The following is a 20826-nucleotide window of genomic DNA, read 5'->3' as shown; positions in this document are numbered from 1 at the left end:
CATGGACGATCCGCTGTTCATAGCGGGACACGAATTCGGTTCGCGGCTGATTACCGGAACCGGGGGTGCGGCCAGCCTGACCGCGCTGGAGCAGGCGCTGATCGCCTCCGGCACGGAGCTGACCACCGTGGCGATGCGCCGCGCCGATGCCGGTGGGGGCACCGGGGTGTTCGACCTGCTGCGGCGGCTCGGCATAGCTCCGCTGCCCAACACCGCCGGTTGCCGCAGCGCGGCTGAGGCGGTGCTCACCGCGCAGCTGGCACGCGAGGCCCTGGGCACGAACTGGATCAAGCTGGAAGTCGTGATCGACGAGGACACGCTGCTGCCCGATCCGGTGGAGCTGACCGACGCCGCCGAGCAGCTGATCGACCAGGGCTTCGTGGTGCTCGCCTACACCAACGACGACCCCGCGCTCGCCACCCGGTTGGAACAGCTCGGTTGCGCGGCGGTGATGCCACTGGGCTCGCCGATCGGGACGGGGCTGGGCATCCGCAACCCGCACAACATCGAGATGATCTGCTCCCGTGCTTCGGTGCCGATCGTGCTCGACGCCGGGATCGGCACCGCCTCCGACGCCGCGTTCGCGATGGAGTTGGGTTGTGACGCGGTGTTGCTGGCCTCGGCCGTCACCCGCGCGCACGATCCGGAACGGATGGCAGCCGCGATGCGCTCCGGCGTGGAGGCGGGGCGGCTGGCCGTGCAGGCGGGCCGGATTCCGCGCCGCTACTGGGCCGAGGCGTCCAGCCCCGGCAGGCCGATGGGGTGAGGGTGTAACGGCCGCTCTTGCTTTTCGTTTTTTTCGCTTTTTGTGTTTGTTTCCTGTAGGGTGATATTGTGAGTCATCGAGAGCTGTAGGGAGTCGTGATGACAGCAGCACTGGAACAGCACACTGTGCTTCCCCCGGACGAGATCGATGAGGCCGGTCTGAAGCGATTCGCTGCGGCCTTGGAGGACACGTCTTCGCTGCGGGATGGAAAGGCCGGCCTGATCGGGCCGGACGGTACGCGAGTGGACCTTCCCGAAGAGGTTTATGCGGTTTTGCGGGACGTGGCCGAGGCCATGTCGCAAGGTCTGGCTATCACGGTCGCACCGCACAACACTCAGTTGACCACGCAGGAAGCGGCCGAGATGCTCAACATCTCGCGTCCGACGCTGACCAGACTGCTTCGTGAGGGCGAGATCGCCTACGAAGTGCGTGGTCGTCACCGTCGTGTCCGGCTGGCCGATGTCCTGGAGTACCAGCACCGATCGAGGCAGGAGCGCCGTGCGGCACTGGCGGAGGAGTCGCGTACCACCGCTCATGACGGAACGGCTGACGAGATCGACGAGTTCGTTCGGACACGTTGAATCATGTCGTTCCCGGCCTATTTGGATGCCTGCTGTCTGGTTCCGATCAACCTGACGGACGTGCTGCTGCGATTGGCAGAGGCACAGACCTACAGGCCGTTGTGGTCCGAACAGGTACTGGATGAAGTGGAGCGCAATCTGCCCCTGGTCAGTTCGATGACCTCGGTCAAGGCACAACGGCGTGTGCGGGTGATGCGCACCCAGTTTCGTGATGCGCTGGTCACCGATTACGAGTCACTCGTACCGTCCATGACCAACGATCGGAAGGACCGACACGTGCTGGCCGCGGCAATCCGCGGCGGAGCTGCGGTGCTTGTTACCGACAACACCAAGGACTTCCCGTACGAAGCGACAGAGCCCTACGACATCGGCGTCGTCACACCGGACGAATTCCTGCTCGATCAGCTCGATCTTCACCCTCACGAGACTTTGCGATGCTTGAGCGAGCTTGTCGTCGATCGACGGTCTCCTCCCGAAGACCTGTTCTCCTTCTTGCCGAAGCTGGCCAAGACCGTGCCCGACTTCTGCGCTGCCGTTCGTCGCAGCGTCGGTGAATAACCATCGAGGAGCATGGCGGCCGTGATGCGTTCCGGTGTGGAGGCGGGGCGGCTGGCCGTGCAGGCGGGCCGAATCCCGCGCCGCTACTGGGCCGAGGCGTCCAGCCCCGGCAGGCCGATGGGGCGGGATCCGCGAAGAGTTCTCCGAATCCCACCCCTACCCCATCATGATTGGCTGCGGGCCAGCAGGTAGGGATCTCGCCTAAGGGCGACACCGCCTCCGAACAGCGCTCCTATCACCAGGCCAATGATCGGGGTTAGTACGACTGCCAAACCCCAGAGTGGATTCGGCAACATATCGGTCATGCTTACCTCCAGCCCCAGCAGCCGTTCGAGAGATCCACGCAGCAGCAGCGCGCCACTGAACCCGACCGCGCTGCCGATCACTCCGGCAAGTACACCGGTCAGCATCGCTTCGCCGAGTAGAATCCGGCGGAGTCCGCCCAACGAGTTACCAAGTATGCGCAGGACAGCGAGCTCAGACAGGCGACTGTGGATGCTGGAACGGGCGTTGGACAAGCCGGTGAGCACAGCGACGGCGAGCAGGACGAGGATGCCGACCTGGTACCCGAGATCGGCCGCTCCGAGCACACCAGGAAGGTTACGCACCCGATCGGCAACTGGTGATGCGGAGAATCCCATTCGCTGTAGTTTTTCCACCACTGTGGGTACGTACTGCTGTTCCGTTACCGAGAGCACCGCCGACGTGGCTCCCGTGGTGGAGCGGTAGCGCTTTGGAGGCATCCCCGCTTTGGCAGCTGCCAGCATGGCTGCCGTTTTCGGGGCGGCATAGGCGGTATCAGGGCCGTCCAACTGCCATTCGGGGTCGTAGGTGGCTACTACTTCGAAGGTCGTGTGCGCAGGTGTTCCCGAGTGCTCTCCGGTGGCCCGCGTGTAGGCGACGGGGAGTTCCTCGCCTACGTATCGGTTGAAATCGACTCCAGAGCCGCTCGAGGGGAGTACCAGCTGGCCCGGCTTAAGTGGTTGTGGTACTTCACCGCGAACGAGGGAGGGGCGTGTCGAGGGTCGCCATGAGTGCGTAGTGAGATCGAATGTAGGAGTGTGAGGGTCAGAGCTCTGAGTATAGATGGATGATATGTAGTCGGGAACTACCTTGGCGACATGCTCCATACCTCGCGCTTTGCGGAGATTTTCAGCGTTGAGTTCTCGGACGGAATAACCGGTTTCGATCGAGGAGAGATCAATCTGAGTCAATCCGCCGGCGTTGAGGACGTCGCGCTCGATGGCCGAGCGGGCTCCTGATGCTACGCTAGCCAGCGTACTTAGTAAGAAAGTCAGTGTCACTAGCAAAATTAGCGTACTACGAACTGAGGATTTCGAACGCAACCAGGTTATCCATGCCCATCGCAACATTCAGCTTTCCTCATTTCGAAAATGATCGTTTCCTAGGCTGGAGATGATGTTTCCCTGGTCTAGGCGCACTTCTGCATCACAAGCGGATGTGACATCCGTACTATGGGTAGCAATCAGAACGCTGGTATTTTTATTGGTAAGGCGTCTAAGAAGGCACATAACAGCCTTGCTGTTGTTAGAATCCAGGCTACCTGTTGGTTCGTCAGCGAGTATGAGGGATGGCTCCTTGACCTGAGCTCGGGCGATTGCCACACGTTGACGCTCGCCACCGGAAAGATTGCCAGCCGGTGTCTCGCAGTAATTTCCTAGCCCCACCTCGCTCAGCACGTCTTGGGCCAGTTTTCGGTTTTTTTTCAAATGAGGACCAAAAGCGGAAGATACGTTCTCCCATGAGTTCAGAAAAGGAAGAAGTGCTAAATCTTGAAGGATAATTCCTATTTCCTTCTTTCTGAAATAGTCACGTTCTTTTGGGGACATGCAGCTAGAATTGTAGCCATTCAAAAAAAGTTCGCCAGAAGTGGGGCGAAGGAGGAGGCCGAGAAGTGCCAGCAAAGTACTTTTTCCTGATCCTGAATCTCCACGTATGGCAGTTATTGATCCTGAGGAAATACGCAGATCAATGCCGTGAATACCGAACCCTGAATTGTATTCGTAGCTAAGCCCGTGAGTTTCGATAGCGTTGTTTGCCATTGTTGTTCCTAACATTACTAGGGAGCAGTCAGCCCGAGTAGTGTATACCCAGCTAAAGTGGCATCGATGTCGGGTGTACCACCAGGAGTAGCTGAAAATAGGCCGGAAGATTTCGGTACTCGATAATCTTGGACACCCATGTGAACTGACTGTGAGGCATTTCGGGCCGTATCGGCACCTGAGAGTATAGCTGCATACCAGCTGTGAGCTGCGGCTATTATATTTCCAGAATCGATAGCCTTGTGAGTTCGTGATATCAAAGACTCCGTGTCGGTCATCCTCCGCAATTGTTGATCGCAGTCCAGCTGTCCTAGTAGTTCCAAAGCATGTAGCCACGGATGTGAAATTTCACTTATTGATTGATCAGGTAGTCGAACTTCAGTTCTCGGACAATCTAGGCCGAATTCGAACCTGGCGGTCATCGCATCGATCCATTGTTGAAGATTTTTTCGAGTAGCTTTTTTTGGTACTGGAATTTTTCGTGCAATTTGTTTTCCTCTTTCCCTGAGTCCGAAGCAATTGATTTCAAGTCTTTCGCAAACCATAGCAACTGCAAGTTTTTCCGAAGCAGGAAGTTGATTTCTTTGAGCTGCTTTTTTGGTTGAATCGATAAGCCATTTCGGGGCCTTATCGAGTGCTCCTGCTGCTGCTAAAGACCTAGCGGCCTTGTAATTACCGCGAATCGTGCCAAGTTGGTCAGGAAGCATAAGCACCAGTCCACTATCAGCAAAGGAAACTGCACTTTCTTGTTTTTCAATTTCTGTGAAACCTATCTGGGGTGTTTTCTGTACTGCTCGAGCGCTCATCCAGCGCACTTGGGGGTCAGAATTTTTCATCCCTGCTTTCGCGCAGAATTTTAATTCATCGCTGGGTGTTTCTGTTAGCAACACCGCAGCTGAAGCAAACATAGACCCCATTCCATCGCATTTTTGAGAACGCGGGAGTTTAAATGATTTGTTAATTCTGTCGTTTCGATGGTCGTTTAGTTCTGGGTACACCTTTCGTAAAGCGTCGCGCGCGAATACTTTTACGATAGGATTATTGACAGAATTAGCTAGATCAATGATCTTTCTCGGGTAACTTTCAGGTATTTTACTATGCCGCCCAAGGCAGTCCATTGTTTGAATAAATGCAGAATAAGTTGTGATTTTTGTTTCTACAGAGTCCGTAGTTGTGGGATTTTTTAGGTAGTTGATTGATTCTTTGATCACTCTTGCGTGTATTCCAGCTTTTTGTATAATTCTGCTAGGGTCAAGCTTGTTGTCGGTCCTACTAGTAAGGCAAGTATAGTAACCTCGCCATGCAGGACTATTCGTAGAGTTATTTTCTACTAAGCGAATCAAACTATCAGAGTTTATATCAGGTAGTTCTTCAAGCGATTTACTTCCCGAAGCTAAGAGTGCATTTCGTGCGTAGGCAGTTGAGTACAGCTTAGGGCGGACTCCTCGAACTTCTGTATTTTTTCTGACAAGGTCATCACGTCCACGCAATTCAGCAAGATCGCTCGCTAGTTTTTCATTTTTTATCTGTTTATTTTCCAGGAGCTGTTTTTCGGAGTTGTTGCTAGGAAACAGTATAATTACCAGGAAGGTTGCTGCTATCGCGGCCACAATCGAAGCAAGCAGCTGTGATCGTTTATTTCGGAACATCATGCACAAGTAATCTTTCGTCTCGAAGTAATATTTATTGCCGACCCGCCGCGACAGGTCGGCAATAAATATTTAGTGTGAAGTACTACCCATTAGCGCACGCGCCAGCAAATCCCTTTGTGCCATCAACAAAAACACTAGCATCTGAACAAGTCGTCATACTGTCAAATAGACCACTAGGATCTGCCACTCCCCTCAGGTCAGAAATCCAAGTGTTCGTGTTTTCCCAAGTGAGCTTTCTGATATTTTTGCTCACGAATTTTCCGGTAGGTGAAATCGAGATTTCCGCTTGAATGCCGTTGGCAGTCAACGTAGCCGTATTGACAATTTTGTCAACTTGGAAGTGTCTTCCATTTTTCCACGCTTTGGCTGCTGTCTGAAAGTCACACTTATCAGTGTAAACATTGCATTGCCAAGCATTTGCAACCACCGTACCGCCAGTACCTGGGATTTCTACTTCGGCCATATCTGACCAGTAAGGCTGGACATCTTGGTTGCTATCGCTTTCAGCTGCAGGTGATGCTGCAGCAGTTGCTGGAACTGCGAGCAGCATGCTTAGCGCAGCAAAAATTGCAGAAATAGACTTTGTTAATCGCATTGTTTTCCTTATTGGTTTTCATTGCATTAACGTCGAATTCTGAAGATCGACTTTGATGAGTTTATGTTTTGTTTGTTCGTTAAATCAACCTTTTTGTGTTTATTGTGATTCTTGACACTTTGGAGATTAAATGCTTGCTCTTTCTGGGGGAGGGTGTGTTAGTTGAGTTACTCAATTTGGAGTAAGAAATCCTAATGCATTTGACTATGGATCCTGAGTCAGGTTATGAGGCAGTAGGTCGGGGTGATCAATCCGTAGTGAATGTTGGTGTGGCGTCCCCAACGGGTGGCCAAGCGTCGGGATTGGTGCAGCAGTGGCAGGGTTTGCTAGACGACCTAGCGCGCGGGCTGGTTGGTATCCCGGGGGCCACGTCGGCTGATCAACGGGCGGATCTCACGCTGTCACAACAGATGTCGGTACTTGTCGTGATCGTAGTTGCATTCGGCAACGAGGACCTCGGGTTTGTGTCGATGGCGTCCACGATAGCCGCGCACCGACGCCATTGCAGATCAGGTGGTGTTTCGATCCAGTCTTGCCATGACCGAGGAGGGCTCGGTTCCTTGTCTGTGCCCCCCTTTTTCCTCGTGAATGTGATAAGTATCCACATAAACGCCGCCAATCGATCTCACTAGTGGCGTTGAGTTCGGCCAGTACTAGCTCGTTGAGCTGTTCGAATACCCCGGCCTCTCGCCAGTCTCGTAACCGTCGCTAGCGCCTCATCTCCACCCCGAACCCCGGCTCCTGCGGCAGATCTTCCTCCGATGACGGTAACCAGAACAAACTAGATCCCCTGCAACACCTGCCGATCTGGCAGTGGCTTCGGAGTCGTCCGACTCGTCGACCGCACCGGCAGCAACAGCTCGACTCCCTCCGATAACTTGTCCGAGACAACCCACGGGGTAGCAACCATCTAAGATCATCTCAGGTCAAGATCTCCAATGTGTTAAGGGCTGTGAAGGCTGCACTTATGATCAATCGGGCCCCGGCCACCGCTACTGTAGGTTAAACAGCAAGTTGAAGTCTCCTACCTGATCCGCAACCGCTCCGGGCGCACGAACGAGATGGTGTAGCTCTTCCACGGGTCGTTGTAGCCGAACGTCTCGTCGATCGCGGCCCTGGCGTGCAGCGCGTTCTCCAGCAGGGAACCGGCCAGCAGCTCGGTGGCGGGCGCCTGCCCGGACGGGATGTCGGGTATCCGCGCCGTGGTGTTGCCGCCCAGCAGGTCATCGACCGCGCTCAGCGCCGGTACCGCCAGTGCCCGTTCGGAGTCGGGTCGGAACGCCAGCGTCGCCAGGTCCTGCCGCAGCGCGTCCAGCGCCACCGCCGCGTCTCTGCTGCTGCGCTCGGCTTCCTCCTCAACCGTGTCGGAACCGTCCAGTTTGGCCGGTAGGCCGAGCAGGTCCTGGGTGCGGCGCAGCGCGAGCACGTGCGCGGCCCGCAGCGGCGCCTTCAGGTCCGCACCGCGCCCGACCGCGCGGACACTGCGCAGCAGTTCCGAGACCGACCACACGGTCGCGCGCACCGTCCCCCGCACGTCCGGCACCAGGCTGCCCGGCAGGACCAGATAGCTCACGAATCCCACGCTGAGCGCGACCGCGGCACCGATCGCCGTGTTGGCCGCGAAGCTGATCGTCGCGTTGACCAGCGAGCGCTCGTCCAACTCCACGATCCGGGCGAGCACGGTGATGGCGATCAGCGCGCCCAGCAGCACGCGGTAGTCGTTGCGCAGCCGTTCCACCCGCAACAGCATCGCCGCTATGAACACGGGTATCAGCAGCGTCGCGTAGGGCACCAGCACGATCACCACGGCCAGCACTATCACCCCGAGCACCGCGCCGCCGGTGCGTTCCAGCGCCCCGTTCATGCTGTCCCGCGCCGCCGGTTGCAGCACCACGTACAGGCTCAGCAGCAGGGTGGAGGCGGAGGGGTCCCGCAGCAGCAGCACGATCACCATACCCACCGTGACGGCCAGGGTGCAGCGCAGCGCGTGCTGGAACAGCGAGGACCGCAGCGACAGGTGAGCCCGCATCGCCCCCACGGCCTGCTGCCGCCTGCCACCGCGCTCCGCCGGAGTGGCCGCCGCCTGGTCCCGTTGCAGCACCGCGCGGCGGACCCGGTCGAACCCCTCGTTGATGCCGCGCACCGCGTCCGGCACCTGCCGGTTGGCCGCACCCTCCAGCACCTCGGGGCGCGTGCGGGCCAGACCGTTCAGACCGGTGCACACCCGCGAGCGAACGGCCACCGCCAGTTCGGCCGCGATCTCGTCGGCTCGCGCCGCGATGCGGTACAGCCATTCCCGCTGCTCACCGTGCGACTGCTGCGCCTGCGCCAACAGTACTTCGCGAGCCGCCCGGAACCGGGCGGCACCGGCCAGCACCTGTCCCAGCCAGCCGACCCTGCCGTCGGCGCGCCAGGCGTCGGCCGCGCTCTCGACCACGCCCGGCCCGGGGGTGGTCAACGTGCGCGCAACGGTCGCCCGGATCGTCCTGCTCGGATCGGTCAGGCCCACCAGCACCCGCAGCAGCAGCGCCAACAGCGCGCCGAGCACGGCGGCGGTCGCCAGCATCCAGGCCGGTTCTCCCGCGCCGATCCCGGTCGTGGTGGCCAGCAGCGTCGCGGCGGCGAAGGTCTGCCCGAAGGTGCGGTAGCGCTCTCCCAGTGCGGGCAGCATGCCCGAGCCGAACACCACGGCGGCCACCAGCGCCCCCGCGAGCACCGGCGCGTTCGTCAGCAGTGGCCCGACGGCCAGCACCACCGTGATGGCGGGCGCGAATCTCGCGAACATCCGCAGGTCGGCGCGCAGCGAGTGCCCACCGGAGGAGATCAGGGTGAGCACCGCCGTCATCCCCGCGATGATCAGCGGTTCTCCGATGTCGGACAGCCGGCCGACGAGGGTCGCCGCCACCACGGCGAGCAGCACTGCCGTGGTGTACTGCCGCTGTCGCGGATCTGGCGCGCCCGCTTCGGTGGACAGCTCTGCCCGTAGTCGTTTCAGCACCGGATTCGCCCCACGCTTCCCCTGGTGTGTGCTCGTACTGACGTATCGACGGCGATGCCGACGATCGGCTGTTACCAGGGCAGGGGTCCCCGAACCACTCTGCCGTGGTAATTCAGTCCCTCGTCGGATATGTCGACACACCCCACGATCAGGGTTACCGGGCAGCGAGCGAAATCACTCGTTAGTAGGGCTTTTCGGCAATTTCTCGCGAAATCGCCGCGCCCGGAAGCGCCGGGGCCGGGTGGCGATCACTGGATCGAGCGACTGCTGATCCGCCAGAACGTCGAGACCGGGCCGACGCCGTTGCCCAGCGGGTAGGCGTGCCGCACCGAACGGCTGACGAACCGCTTGCCCAGCCGGACCGCGCGCTCCATCGGCGCGCCGCGCGCCAGCGCGGCGGTGATCGCGGACGCGAAGGCGTCACCCGCGCCGTGGGTGTGCACCGTGGAGTACCGGGGGCCGGGCAGGGTGACGGCCTCGTGCCCGTCGAACAGCAGGTCCACGCACTCCGGGTCCTCGGGCAGGTGCCCGCTCTTGATCAGCACGTACTCGGGGCCGAAGTCGTGCACCGCCTTGGCCGCGTCCCAGAGCTGGTCCCGGTCGCGCACCTCGATGCCGGTCAGCAGCCGCACCTCGTCGAGGTTCGGTGTCACCAGGGTGGCCCGGGGGAACGCCTCGTCGCGCAGCGCCGCCAGCGCGTCGGCCCGCAGCAGCGGTTCGCCGTTGCGCGAGGCGGCGACCGGATCGAGCACCAGCGGGGTGCGGCAGTCCCGGCCGATGCCCTGCCGGTCGCAGGCGGCCAGCACCGCCTCGATGCACGTCGCCGAGGGCAGCACCCCGGTCTTGGCGGCGTGCACCCCGATGTCGGAGGCGACCGACTCGACCTGGGCCGCCACCGTCTCCGGCGGGATCTCGACCATGTCGGAAACCCCGAGCGTGTTCTGCACGGTCACCGCCGTCACCGCGGTCATGCCGTGCACGCCGCAGGAGAAGAAGGTGCGCAGGTCGGCGTGCATGCCCGCGCTGCCTCCCGAGTCCGATCCCGCGATCGTCAGGGCCGTTGGCGGGGCCGTGTCGTTGGCGGGCCGGATTCCGGTGCCCGTGGGTGTGGAGTCCATCGAACTCATCGTAGAAGTCCCCGCGCCGCGGGTGGGCCGGGTGGATGGGTCGGCTCGGTTAGCGCACGGTGTGTCCCAGCGGCACCCGCGTTGTGTAGCTGCGGATGAAGGAATCGGAGCGACTCGTCCGGCAAATTTCGCGAGTGGGAAAAAGGGGTCCGACAGTCACCTCGTGCGTGTTCGTCGGTTCGATGCGCCAGCATCGGATCCATGTGCACCACACTTCGGTTGGATGACGATGTTCACGTCGCGCTCAAGGAGCGTGCCCGTCGCGAGGGCCGCTCTACCGGGCAGACCCTGTCCGAACTCGCCCGCCAGGCGTTGCACGCCTCCGGTGACCTCCGGCCGAGGAGCGTCCTCAACCGAGGATTCAGTCCGTTGCCACGCCGAGGGGCTGTCGTGTCGAACGCCCTCGTGGATCAACTCCGGGAGGAAGAATCGCTATGAGTACGGCATCATTCCTACACATCCGGCGTGATGCCGTTCCGGAAACGCCCGGAGCGGGCCGGTACTCGCCCGCTTGAACCGTCCGGGATGTTCCCGAGACGTCGGAACAACCCGAACGGTTTCACGCGGGACGGTGCGGGGATTTACTCGGCCATCGGGAGATAGACCTCCCCGCCGGAGGCGGCGAACTCCTCGGACTTCTCCCGCATCCCGGCGTCGATCGCCTCCACGCTGTCCAGGCCGTGCTTCGCGGCGTAGTCGCGCACGTCCTGCGTGATCTTCATCGAGCAGAACTTCGGCCCGCACATGGAGCAGAAGTGCGCCGTCTTCGCGGGCTCGGCGGGCAGCGTCTCGTCGTGGTAGGCCCGCGCGGTGTCGGGGTCCAGCGAGAGGTTGAACTGGTCGTTCCAGCGGAACTCGAAGCGCGCCTTGGACAGCTCGTCATCGCGTTCCTGCGCACGGGGGTGGCCCTTGGCGAGGTCGGCCGAGTGTGCCGCGATCTTGTACGCGATCACGCCCGTCTTGACGTCGTCCCGGTTCGGCAGTCCCAGGTGCTCCTTCGGGGTGACGTAGCACAGCATCGCGGTGCCCGCCCTGCCGATCTCGGCCGCGCCGATCGCCGAGGTGATGTGGTCGTACGCCGGAGCGATGTCGGTGGCCAGCGGCCCGAGGGTGTAGAACGGGGCCTCGCCGCACAGTTCCTCCTCGCGGCGGACGTTCTCCTCGATCTTGTGCATCGGCACGTGTCCCGGCCCCTCGATCATCACCTGCACACCGTGCTCCCGCGCGATGTGGGTGAGTTCGCCGAGGGTCTCCAGCTCGGCGAACTGGGCGCGGTCGTTGGCGTCGGCGATCGAACCCGGACGCAGCCCGTCGCCCAGCGAGAACGTGACGTCGTAGGAGCGCAGGATCTCGCACAGCTCGGAGAACCGCTCGTACAGGAAGCTCTCCCGATGGTGCGCCAGGCACCAGGCGGCCATGATCGAACCCCCGCGCGAGACGATGCCGGTCACGCGCCGGGCCGTCATCGGGACGTAGCGCAGCAGCACCCCGGCGTGCACCGTCATGTAGTCCACGCCCTGCTCGCACTGCTCGATCACGGTGTCGCGGTAGATCTCCCAGGTCAGCTTGGCCGGGTCGCTGTCGACCTTCTCCATCGCCTGGTATATCGGGACCGTGCCGATCGGTACCGGCGAGTTGCGCAGGATGGCTTCCCTGGTCTCGTGGATGCGGCTGCCGGTCGACAGGTCCATGATCGTGTCGGCGCCCCAGCGGCTCGCCCAGACCATCTTCTCCACCTCCTCCTCGACCGAGGAGGTGACCGCCGAGTTGCCGATGTTGGCGTTGACCTTCACCAGGAAGTTCTTCCCGATGATCATCGGTTCGGTCTCCGGGTGGCAGCGGTTGGCCGGGATCACCGCGCGTCCCGCGGCGACCTCCGAGCGGACGAACTCGGGGGAGAGGTCCTCGCGCGCCGCGATGTACTCCATCTCGCGGGTGACGACACCCTGCCGCGCGGACTCCAGCTGGGTGCGGTGCTCGCGCCCGTCCGTCCAACCGCGACGCAGCGGGTGGATGCCCTGGTGCACGTCGATCCCGACGCTGTCGTCGGTGTAGGGCCCGGAGGTGTCGTAGACGTCGAGGTGTTCGCCGTTGCTCAGCTCGATCCGGCGCGCGGGCACGCGCAGTCCCGACTCGGTGCTGTGGTGGATCTTGTGCGAACCCCGGATCGCTCCGGTGGTGATGCTCGGTGTGGCCGTTCCGTTCGATGTGGACTCGTTCGGATACACGTCGGCCATGGCCGTTCCTCCCTACGCCGGTATTACCCGGTCAGGTTCATGCGGTCGGCGACCCCGGAGATCCGCTCCAGTCGCCCTCTCAGCCCGCTTCCGGTGCGAGCTCCCGCGGTTTCTGTTGTCGGCGGCAGACACTAGCCATCCTCGGCCCGGCGCGCAATGCGTGTCGTTGCCCCGGCCGGGTGGTTCCCGAGTCGGTAAGCTGTTGACCAGTCGCGGGTCCGCGGTTCCCGCCGGGAGGATGCGATGCGTCACGAATCGGACGCAGCAGGTGAGCGCGCTGTGCACGCCGCGCCGGCATACTCGCCCCCGACCTCGACGGGACTGTTCGAGGTCTGGCGGGAACTGGATGTGCCCGAGGGGTGGCGCGCGGAGATCATCGAGGAAAGGATCGTGCTGACACCGCCGCCCGGGCACGAACACAACCTGGTCGCGGACCAACCGCACCGGCTGTTCGTGCGCAACGTGCCGGACCACTGGGCGATCTTTCAGACCGCCGGTGTCTCGGTGGCGCCGCGCGTCGGTCTCTTCGTGTCGGATCTGTCGGTGATACCGCGCGACCGGGTTCCGAGCGACGCGGAAGCCGCTCCTGTGCCCGCCGCGCTCGCGCTGCTGGCCGTCGAGATCACTTCCCCCAGCAATCCCGAGACTGACCGAACAACCAAGCTCCGGGCGTACGCCGGTGCGGAAGTGCCGCTCTACCTGCTCGTCGACCGCTACGACTCCGGGGAACCGACCGTGTCGCTGTACTCCGATCCCGCGTCCGGGCACTACCGGCACCCGGTTCAGGTCCCGTTCGGTGACGGGATCGAGCTGCCCGAGCCGTTCGGTTTCCACCTGGACACCTCGCGGTTCTGAGCTAGCGCCTCGAGCCCTGTTATTCGGCGAACGGGTCCGCGTCGGTGGCCGGGTTCCACGAGTTTCCCGGTTCGGTCCAGCCGTTGCGCTTGAGCATCTTCTTGGCGGCGCGCGCGTGCCTTCCGGTCAGCCTGCTCAGGTACAGGTAACCGTCGAGGTGGTCGGTCTCGTGCTGGAAGCACCTGGCCAGGTGGCCGTGTCCCTCCAGCTTCACGGCGGCGCCGTTGCCGTCGAAGCCGGTGACCTTCGCGTAGTCCGCCCGACCGGTGGGGAACGACTCGCCGGGGACCGACAGGCAGCCCTCCCAGTCGTCGTCCGGATCGGGCATGGTCACCGGTATCTCCGAGGTCTCCAGCTGCGGGTTGACCACCACACCCCGATGGTTCACGCCCTCGTCGTCCGGGCAGTCGTAGACGAACAACCGGAGGTCCACCCCGATCTGATTGGCCGCCAGCCCCACCCCGTTGGCCGCGTTCATGGTCTCGAACATGTCGTCGATCAGGGTGCGCAGCTCGTCGTCGAAGGCATCGACCTCGCGTGTCGCGGTGTGCAGTACCGGATCGCCCGCGATGCGGATGGGGTGGACAGTCATGCGCGAAAGCCTATCCGGCCGGGCGCGCTCCGGGGCAGGCGGCGGAAGGCCGGGAGCGATCGCTCCCGGCCTTCCGCCGCCTGCCGGGGAATGACTCACCGTGTCGAGATGATTCGTCGCGCGAGGTTCACAGTCGTTGTGATCCTGATACATCACCCTTACGTGTGATGACCCCCGGCACTGATCAAGACATGGTGTAATACGAGGGTGGGAATCACGCTTCCGTGATTCACCATGTGCGGAGAGCCGATCGTGAGGCGAGGTGCGAGATGGACGCCGCCCAGATGTTGACCGCACACGAGATCGCGCGGCAGTGCGAGCTGCTGGCGCGGGTGGCGGAGCGGCCCGATTCACAACCGGAGGAACCCCGCCGGTACGGGCACTTACGTGCCGTGGAACCGATCACCCAACCCCTCGAACGAGTACCGGAACAACCCGGTGGGCCGACCGAGGAAACCGAGCCCGAGGAGGCTTCCTCCGGCACCGAGCTGACCGACCGCGAGCGTGAACTGCTGGCCTTCGAACGCCAGTGGTGGAAAGCGGTGGACAGCAAGGAGCGTGCCGTCCGGGAACTGTTCGCTCTCGAACCCCACGAGTACTATCGGTTGATCGCGAAACTGCTCGACAAACCGGCGGCGATGCGGGCCGAACCGATGCTGATCAAACGACTGCGCAGGCAGCGCGCGGATGGCAGGCTCGGCACGAGCGCCGCGCGTCCAGAACCCGAACGGGAGTACTGAATGCCCTCCGGAGAGTTCGCAACCGGGCGTTCCGCCGCCCGAATCGGCGGTTTCACGCTGCTGGGAGTCGGCGTGCTCGCCCTGTTCTTCGGAGTGGCCACCGCGCTCACCGGAGATCGCGAGCCCTCGGCCGATCCCACAGGTACGGCGCCTCCGCCACCGGCTTCGACGAGCGGCGGGGTGACGAGCACCTCCGCGAAAACCCCGGGAACCTCCGCGCCGAACACCTCGGCGTCCTCGGAACCGTCCGAGTCGTCGAACTCCCGCTCCTCGGAGACCTCCACCGATCGGGGGTCGTCTTCCGCGACCGCTCCCGGGACCACATCGGAGAGCCGGAATGGGGGTGGCGGCAGCCAGAACGACGGTAATTCGGGTGAAGGGGACTCCCGGAAACGGATCTCGCTGCGGGTCTACAACAACAGCAAGATCGATAACCTCGCGCACCGCGCGGCGCGCGACCTCAGGGGCGCGGGCTTCCGGGTGGTCGAGGTGGGCAACTACGCGGGCGGCAGGATCCCGGTCACCACCGTCTACTACCGGCCGGACACCGGGGAACGTGCGCAGGCGCGCACCGTGGCGCGGCGGCTGGATGCCAGGGTCGAGCCGAGGTTCAACGGCATCACCGACGCCAGCCCCGGCGTGATCGTCATCGTCACCAAGAACTACGACGGTCTCGGCTGAGGCACCGCCCCAGCGCCGAGCTCCCACCACCCTCGCGGTCGAGTTCCCCTTCCTACCGATAGGACTCGAAGGCGGCGAGCTGTGCCTGACTGAGTGAGGGACGCACCCGCTCCCGCGCCGAGGCCAGCTGCGCGCCCGACACCTCGGCCGCGTGCAGCGACTCGCGCAGCGCGGTCAGCGCGGCTTCCCTGATCAGCGAAGCGCAGTCGGCCGCAGAGTAGCCCTCCAACGACTCGGCGAGGCTCGTCAGATCCACGTCGGCCGCGAACGGGGTGTTGGCGCCCGCCGTGCGCAGGATCTCCGCTCGCGCCGCCGCGTCCGGCGGCGGAACCCCCACGGAACGTTCCAACCTGCCCGGGCGAAGCAGCGCCGGATCGACCAGCTCGGGCCGGTTAGTGGCGCCGATGACCACCACGTCGCGCATCGGCTCCACTCCGTCCAGTTCGGTGAGCAGCGCTGCCACCACCCGGTCGGTCACCCCGGAGTCGGAGGACTGTCCCCGCACCGGTGCGAGCGCGTCGATCTCGTCCAGGAAAACCAGGGTCGGCGCGGCGTCCGCCGCGCGCGCGAACAGGTCGCGCACCGCGCGTTCCGACTCGCCGACCCACTTGTCCAGCAGCTCCGCTCCCTTGACCGCGACCGTGTTGAGCCTGCCCGTTCCGGCGAGGGCGCGCACCAGGAAGGTCTTGCCGCAACCGGGTGGGCCGTGGAGCAGCACTCCGCGCGCCGGCCGGATCCCCAGTCTCGCGAACGAGTCCGGGTACCGCAGCGGCCAGAGCACGGTCTCGTGCAGCGCCTGTTTCACCTCGGACATGTCGCCCACGTCGTCCAGCCCGATCTCGCCGGTGCGCAACGTGTCCGTGGTGGACATCGAGATGGGGCGGACGGACGACAGCGCCTGCTCGAAGTCCTCGGGCCGCACTCCCGGGGCACCGTCCTCCGGTTCGGCACGGTGCCGCAGCGCGGCCTGCACGGCCGCCTCCCTGGTCAGCGCTCCCAGATCGGCCGCGACGAATCCGGGGGTCCGTTCGGCCAGCTCGCCCAGGTCCACCGCGGGATCCAGCGGAGTGTCCCGCAGCAGCACCCGCAGCAGCTCGATGCGGGTCGCCCTGTCGGCCAGCCCGACGGTCAGCTCCCGGTCCAGCAGCTCCGCGACGCGCAGCCGGGGGTCGACGTGTCGCGAATCGGAACTGGTGGCCACGATCGCCAACCCGTCCACGGCGGCAGCGGCACGCAGCTCGTCGAGCACCACCGTGGAAAGCGGTGGGGGAGAGGTCGCGGGCAGCAAACCGTCCACATCGGTGAGCAGCAGCACGCAGCCGCTGCCCTCGGCGGCCGCCGCGCGGGCCCGACCGAGTGCGTCACGGACCCGCTGCGCGGCCGTGGCCGCCTCCAGCGCTCCGGTACCGGGACCCGCGAGTTCGATCAGGTGTGCTCCCACCGCGGCGGTCACCGAGCGCACCAGGGTGGCCTTGCCCGCACCGGGAGGACCGTCCAGCAGCACGCCCAGCTTGGCCGGAGCGCCGAGACGTGCCAGCAGCTCGGGCTGTTCGAACGACAGCCGAAGCCATTCCTCCAGACGTTTCGCCGCCTGCCGCCCGGCAACCAGGTCCGAGACCGGCAGCGGACGGGGAGGTTCGCCTTCCGCTGCCTCGTCATCACCCGCCCGGCTGGTTCGGGAGTCCTCCCTCCCGGCGCCGGTCGGGATCGTGCCGGGCGCCTCCCGCTCGGTGCCGGCCGAGGTCGCCGGTGGGGACTCGTGCTGCCAGGACACCATCGTCGCCGGGTGTACGGTCACGGCGCCCGCGGGGTCGGTGGCGGATACGGTCACCAGCTCGTTGGTCCAGGTGACCCCGATCGTGGCCGAGAGGGTGCTGCGCACTCTGCTCGTCGTCACGGACGGGGTTCCGGACAGGTCCTGCGGCAGCAGCGACACGGTGTCCCCGGCGAGCAGCACCTTGCCCGTCAGCGCCTGACGCAGCGTTTCCGGGGGTACCGAGGCGGTCGCCAGCCGCGAACCCGACACGGTCAGCGAACGCGCGGTACGTACCTCTTCCGGGGTCACCACCAGCTGGTCCCCCTCCCGCGCCCCCGCGTTGGTGAGGGTGATGTCGTCGACCAGCACCACACCGGTGGACTCCCGTACCGGCGCGGTCGCGGCCAGCGCCACCGTGTCCCGCGCGCCGGAGACCCGCACCGCGTCCAGTCCCCGTATTCCCAGTGCGTCCAGTACTTCGGGGTGCAGCCGCAGTACACCGCGCCGGTGGTCGGTGGCCGAGGTGGACAACCGGGCTCGTAGCGAAAGGGATGCGCTCACCCCACGACAGTAATGGTGTTGCGTCGGCTCGGTTGCCGTAGCCGGTCGGGTGGCGGAACTTCTCGCGGGCTCTCGCTGCGTTGCTGGGTCGGTTGCGCCGGCGCGGTGGTCGGGTAGCCGGCACGTGAGTCGGCGCCTTGGGAGTGTTGGGCCACTCTTGAGTAGCGACCTGCGCGGCGAGGCGGCCCGGCCTCGCGATGCATCCGACTCACGCACCGGGGACACGCACGCTGCTCACCCGCACGGTCGCTTCCCGACGACGGTCTCCGGCGCGGCGATTTCGCGAGAAATCGACGCCGCCGCGACAGGGCGAGCCGTGGGTCAGTGCGCCCAGCGGCGCTCGGCGGTGAACGAGACGGTCATCCACTTCTCGTGCGGCATCGTCTCCAGGATGTCCGAGATCTGCTGTCGGATCCGGTCGAACTCGGTGACCTCCCGCGCCGTGGAGTGGGCCCCCACCACGAAGTCGATCTCCACGTCCAGCTGGTCACCGATCTTGGTGACCCGGGTGAAGACCTCGTCGAACCGGTACTGCTCGACGATCCCGTTCACGGCCGTTTCGATGTCGCCGCTGAGCGCCGGATCCACCGAGATCGAGAGCACCTCGCGCAGACTGCGGGTGAACAGCCGTACCGGCATTCGCAGGAACAGCACGGAGAACAGGATCACCATTCCCGGGTCGACGTATCCGGCGATGTCGGTGTAGCCCGCGCTCTCCAACCCGAGCGCCAGCAGGAATCCCAGCAGCACCCCCACGCTGAGCAGCGTGTCCATCAACCACTGCGCCGCCTCGGCCCGCACCAGCCCGTCCGAGTGGGACCGCAGGTAGCGGGTCATCAGCCCGGCGCCGACCGTGGCGACCAGCGCGTACAGCACGGCCGGGATCGTCTCCGGGTGCTTGCCGCCCGCCAGGATGTCGCTGATGGCACCGATCAGTGCGTAGCCGCACAGCGTCGCCAGCGAGACCGCCTTGAGGATCACGGTCAGCGGTTCCCAGGCGTGTCTTCCGAACGGGTACCGCTCGTCGGCGCCGCGTTCGATCGTGCGAACCGCCGCGACCGAGACCAGTGACAGCAGCACGCTCACGAAGGAGTACAACCCGTCGAACACGATCATCGGGGAACTGACGGCCAAGCCCCACAACAGCGCCAGCACGGCGAAGGCGGCCGCGCCGATCACCGAGATCAGCAGGCTGCGGGTGGCCGTCGCGGAACGGGCCCCACCCGTTTCCGGTGTGTCCGACGTATCCCCCATCGTGGCAAGCATGACCCTGGCGTTACACCCGCGCATCCGCTGATCATCGAACCGCCGCCGCGGGGTCCTGCCTCAGCCGCGTCGCGGCTGGCGGAGTGGATACCGGGGAGTCGAGCTGCTCCGGTATCCACCCGGCGCACTCACTTGGAGCGGTGCCGCAGGCCCAGGGTGCGGTAGCTGCGGCGGTTCTCGCCGTCCCGGTCGCCGCCGCGACGCGGTAGCCGGACCCGGCGTGCCGCGCCCGCGACCCGGCGCCGCAGTGGTGGGCGCAGCCCGAGTCGACGTTGACTGCGCCGCATCGCCCGCCGCTCGCGGGGCGGAAACTCCCAGACCTCGGGGTGGTTGGCAAGCCAGTGGTGCCGATAGGCGGCGTATGGGACGTGTACCAGATACCCCACGAGCACCACGGTCAACGACACCAGCGGGTAGGTCACGATCCCCGCCGCCAGTACCGCGACCACGACCAGCAGCGGGGCGATCAGCTTCGCCGGTACCTTGACCGTCTTCAGCGAGAGCGTCGGAACCCTGCTGACCGCGAGCGCGGCGATCGCGAGCATCCAGATCATGACCACCGGCTGGCTCGACCACCAGCCCTGGCCTCCCACGGCCGCTGTGAGCACGATCGGCAGCAGCGCCAGCAGACCCGCAGCCGGAGCCGGAACGCCGACGAAGAACTCCTTGCTGAACGGTGGCTGGTCACCGTCGTCGAGCAGTGTGTTGAACCGCGCCAGTCGCAGGATCATGCACACCGCGAAGATCAGGGCCACCACCCAGCCCACGCGGTTGCCCGCCAGCTGCCATGCGTAGAGCGTGAGTGCGGGGGCGACTCCGAAGGACATCGCGTCGGACAGCGAATCCAGCTCAGCGCCCATCCTCGTGGTGGCGTCGAGCAGCCGGGCGATCCGGCCGTCCAGCGCGTCGAGCAGCGCGGCCACCGCCACCGCGGCGATGGCTCCCTCCAGTTGCTGGTTGAGGGCGAACTGCACGGCGGACAGCCCGGCGCACATGGCCAGCACGGTGATCGCGTTCGGCAGGAACCGGACGCCGGGAGGGTTCGCACGTGCCTCGCTCATGCCCGCACACCGTCCTGCTCGGTGGTGAGTTCGGCGAGTACGGTCTCACCGCCGACCGCCCGTTGGCCCGGTTCGACGAGAACCCGGCTGTTCGGCGGCAGGTACAGATCCACCCGGGAGCCGAACCGGATGAGGCCGTACGTACTGCCCGCGGTGACCGTGCTGCCCTCGCTCACCGAGCACACGATCCGCCGGGCCACCAGCCCGGCTATCTGCACCACGGCCAGTTCCGCCCCGCCGGTGGTGCGCAGCAGCATCGAGTTGCGTTCGTTGTCCTCGCTGGCCTTGTCCATGTCGGCGGAGAGGAACGCACCGGGGCGGTAGGCCAGCCCGGTGATCTTGCCGTCGGCCGGGGCGCGCTGGACGTGCACGTCGAACACCGTCAGGAAAGTGCTCACCCGCAGCATCTCCCGGTCGGGCAGCTCCAGCTCCGCCGGGGGAGTCGCCTTCGTGATTTCCGCGATCGTGCCGTCGGCCGGAGCGACCGCGATGTCCGACCTGGTGGGGGTGACCCTGCGGGGCTCCCGGAAGAACCAGGCACACCAGGCGGTGAGCAGCGCGGCCGGGGTTCCGGCGGGGCGCCAGAGCCGGCGCAGCAGCAGGGTGGCGAGTGCACAGCCCAGCACGAACGGTCTTCCCGCCGGGTGCATCGGCGGGATGGTGTCGCGGGTCAGTCGTGCCAGCTTGTGTAACGGGCCGTTGTTCGGCGCGGAATCCGCGTTGTTCATCGAGGTGGC

19 protein-coding genes and 1 pseudogene are annotated in these 20826 nt (G+C 64.4%); 8 read left to right on the top strand and 12 right to left on the bottom strand.

Annotated features, from left to right (window positions below):
- Window position 1: 1 nt before the first annotated feature.
- The 4 genes and pseudogenes from thiG to BM150_RS24935 all read left to right on the top strand — a co-directional run.
- The gene (gene thiG / locus BM150_RS14050; RefSeq protein WP_092927703.1) at window positions 2-766 is read left to right on the top strand and encodes a thiazole synthase; all 765 of its coding nucleotides are present in this window, start codon (window positions 2-4) and stop codon (window positions 764-766) included.
- Between the two features lie 98 nt (window positions 767-864).
- Window positions 865-1347, top strand: a complete 483-nt coding sequence (locus BM150_RS14045; RefSeq protein ID WP_092927702.1) for a helix-turn-helix domain-containing protein — start codon at window positions 865-867, stop codon at window positions 1345-1347.
- Window positions 1348-1350: 3 nt separating this feature from the next.
- Window positions 1351-1905 carry a PIN domain-containing protein gene (locus tag BM150_RS25260; protein ID WP_092927701.1) on the top strand — a complete coding sequence of 185 codons (555 nt, stop codon included), beginning with the start codon at window positions 1351-1353 and terminating at the stop codon, window positions 1903-1905.
- Window positions 1906-1917: 12 nt separating this feature from the next.
- A pseudogene (locus tag BM150_RS24935) lies at window positions 1918-2097 on the top strand (hypothetical protein); the annotation flags it as partial.
- Here the strand turns inward: BM150_RS24935 and BM150_RS24750 are convergent.
- From BM150_RS24750 to thiD, 6 genes are all read right to left on the bottom strand, one after another.
- Window positions 2070-2717: an FtsX-like permease family protein gene (locus BM150_RS24750; protein ID WP_245755492.1), complete on the bottom strand. Its 648-nt coding sequence runs from the start codon at window positions 2715-2717 to the stop codon at window positions 2070-2072. The pseudogene BM150_RS24935 and the gene BM150_RS24750 overlap by 28 nt on opposite strands.
- 561 nt (window positions 2718-3278) lie before the next feature.
- Entirely contained in the window at window positions 3279-3968 is a 690-nt protein-coding gene (locus BM150_RS14025) for an ABC transporter ATP-binding protein (RefSeq protein ID WP_175496822.1), read from the bottom strand.
- 17 nt (window positions 3969-3985) lie between these two features.
- Window positions 3986-5620 (bottom strand): hypothetical protein, encoded by a 1635-nt coding sequence (locus BM150_RS23780; RefSeq protein ID WP_139219532.1) that lies wholly within the window; start codon window positions 5618-5620, stop codon window positions 3986-3988.
- A gap of 82 nt (window positions 5621-5702) precedes the next feature.
- Window positions 5703-6215 carry a hypothetical protein gene (locus BM150_RS23775; RefSeq protein ID WP_139219531.1) on the bottom strand — a complete coding sequence of 171 codons (513 nt, stop codon included), beginning with the start codon at window positions 6213-6215 and terminating at the stop codon, window positions 5703-5705.
- Window positions 6216-7239: 1024 nt separating this feature from the next.
- Window positions 7240-9213: an FUSC family protein gene (locus BM150_RS14020; protein ID WP_092927697.1), complete on the bottom strand. Its 1974-nt coding sequence runs from the start codon at window positions 9211-9213 to the stop codon at window positions 7240-7242.
- A gap of 248 nt (window positions 9214-9461) precedes the next feature.
- The gene (gene thiD, locus BM150_RS14015; protein ID WP_092927696.1) at window positions 9462-10340 is read right to left on the bottom strand and encodes a bifunctional hydroxymethylpyrimidine kinase/phosphomethylpyrimidine kinase; all 879 of its coding nucleotides are present in this window, start codon (window positions 10338-10340) and stop codon (window positions 9462-9464) included.
- A gap of 201 nt (window positions 10341-10541) precedes the next feature.
- Here thiD and BM150_RS14010 point away from each other — a divergent pair, with 201 nt between their 5' ends.
- Window positions 10542-10778: a hypothetical protein gene (locus BM150_RS14010; RefSeq protein ID WP_092927695.1), complete on the top strand. Its 237-nt coding sequence runs from the start codon at window positions 10542-10544 to the stop codon at window positions 10776-10778.
- 143 nt (window positions 10779-10921) lie between these two features.
- Here BM150_RS14010 and thiC read toward each other — a convergent pair whose 3' ends face one another.
- Complete coding sequence (thiC, locus tag BM150_RS14005; protein ID WP_092927694.1) at window positions 10922-12577, bottom strand: phosphomethylpyrimidine synthase ThiC; 1656 nt, start codon at window positions 12575-12577, stop codon at window positions 10922-10924.
- A 243-nt stretch (window positions 12578-12820) separates the two neighbouring features.
- Between thiC and BM150_RS14000 the strand changes: the two genes are divergently transcribed.
- Window positions 12821-13432, top strand: a complete 612-nt coding sequence (locus tag BM150_RS14000) for a Uma2 family endonuclease (RefSeq protein ID WP_092927693.1) — start codon at window positions 12821-12823, stop codon at window positions 13430-13432.
- A 19-nt stretch (window positions 13433-13451) separates the two neighbouring features.
- On the opposite strand, the gene BM150_RS13995 is transcribed toward BM150_RS14000, so the two are convergent.
- Entirely contained in the window at window positions 13452-14024 is a 573-nt protein-coding gene (locus BM150_RS13995) for a peptide deformylase (RefSeq protein ID WP_092927692.1), read from the bottom strand.
- A 269-nt stretch (window positions 14025-14293) separates the two neighbouring features.
- Here BM150_RS13995 and BM150_RS13990 point away from each other — a divergent pair, with 269 nt between their 5' ends.
- Window positions 14294-14764: a DUF3263 domain-containing protein gene (locus BM150_RS13990; RefSeq protein WP_092927691.1), complete on the top strand. Its 471-nt coding sequence runs from the start codon at window positions 14294-14296 to the stop codon at window positions 14762-14764.
- Entirely contained in the window at window positions 14765-15445 is a 681-nt protein-coding gene (locus tag BM150_RS13985; protein WP_092927690.1) for a LytR C-terminal domain-containing protein, read from the top strand. It begins immediately after the preceding gene.
- Between the two features lie 52 nt (window positions 15446-15497).
- Here BM150_RS13985 and BM150_RS13980 read toward each other — a convergent pair whose 3' ends face one another.
- From BM150_RS13980 to BM150_RS13965, 4 genes are all read right to left on the bottom strand, one after another.
- Window positions 15498-17762, bottom strand: a complete 2265-nt coding sequence (locus BM150_RS13980) for an AAA family ATPase (protein ID WP_092927689.1) — start codon at window positions 17760-17762, stop codon at window positions 15498-15500.
- Window positions 17763-18083: 321 nt separating this feature from the next.
- Window positions 18084-19052 carry a cation diffusion facilitator family transporter gene (locus BM150_RS13975; RefSeq protein WP_092927688.1) on the bottom strand — a complete coding sequence of 323 codons (969 nt, stop codon included), beginning with the start codon at window positions 19050-19052 and terminating at the stop codon, window positions 18084-18086.
- 104 nt (window positions 19053-19156) lie between these two features.
- Window positions 19157-20089 (bottom strand): CDP-diacylglycerol--serine O-phosphatidyltransferase, encoded by a 933-nt coding sequence (pssA, locus tag BM150_RS13970; RefSeq protein WP_092927687.1) that lies wholly within the window; start codon window positions 20087-20089, stop codon window positions 19157-19159.
- The gene (locus BM150_RS13965) at window positions 20086-20817 is read right to left on the bottom strand and encodes a phosphatidylserine decarboxylase (RefSeq protein ID WP_092927686.1); all 732 of its coding nucleotides are present in this window, start codon (window positions 20815-20817) and stop codon (window positions 20086-20088) included. Before BM150_RS13965 ends, pssA begins: the two co-directional genes overlap by 4 nt.
- Window positions 20818-20826: the final 9 nt, after the last annotated feature.

It is taken from the genome of Actinopolyspora alba (assembly GCF_900112765.1).
GTDB lineage: Bacteria > Actinomycetota > Actinomycetes > Mycobacteriales > Pseudonocardiaceae > Actinopolyspora > Actinopolyspora alba.
The sequence above is the reverse complement of the archived record's forward strand: the minus strand, read 5'-3'. Positions and strand labels throughout refer to the sequence as shown.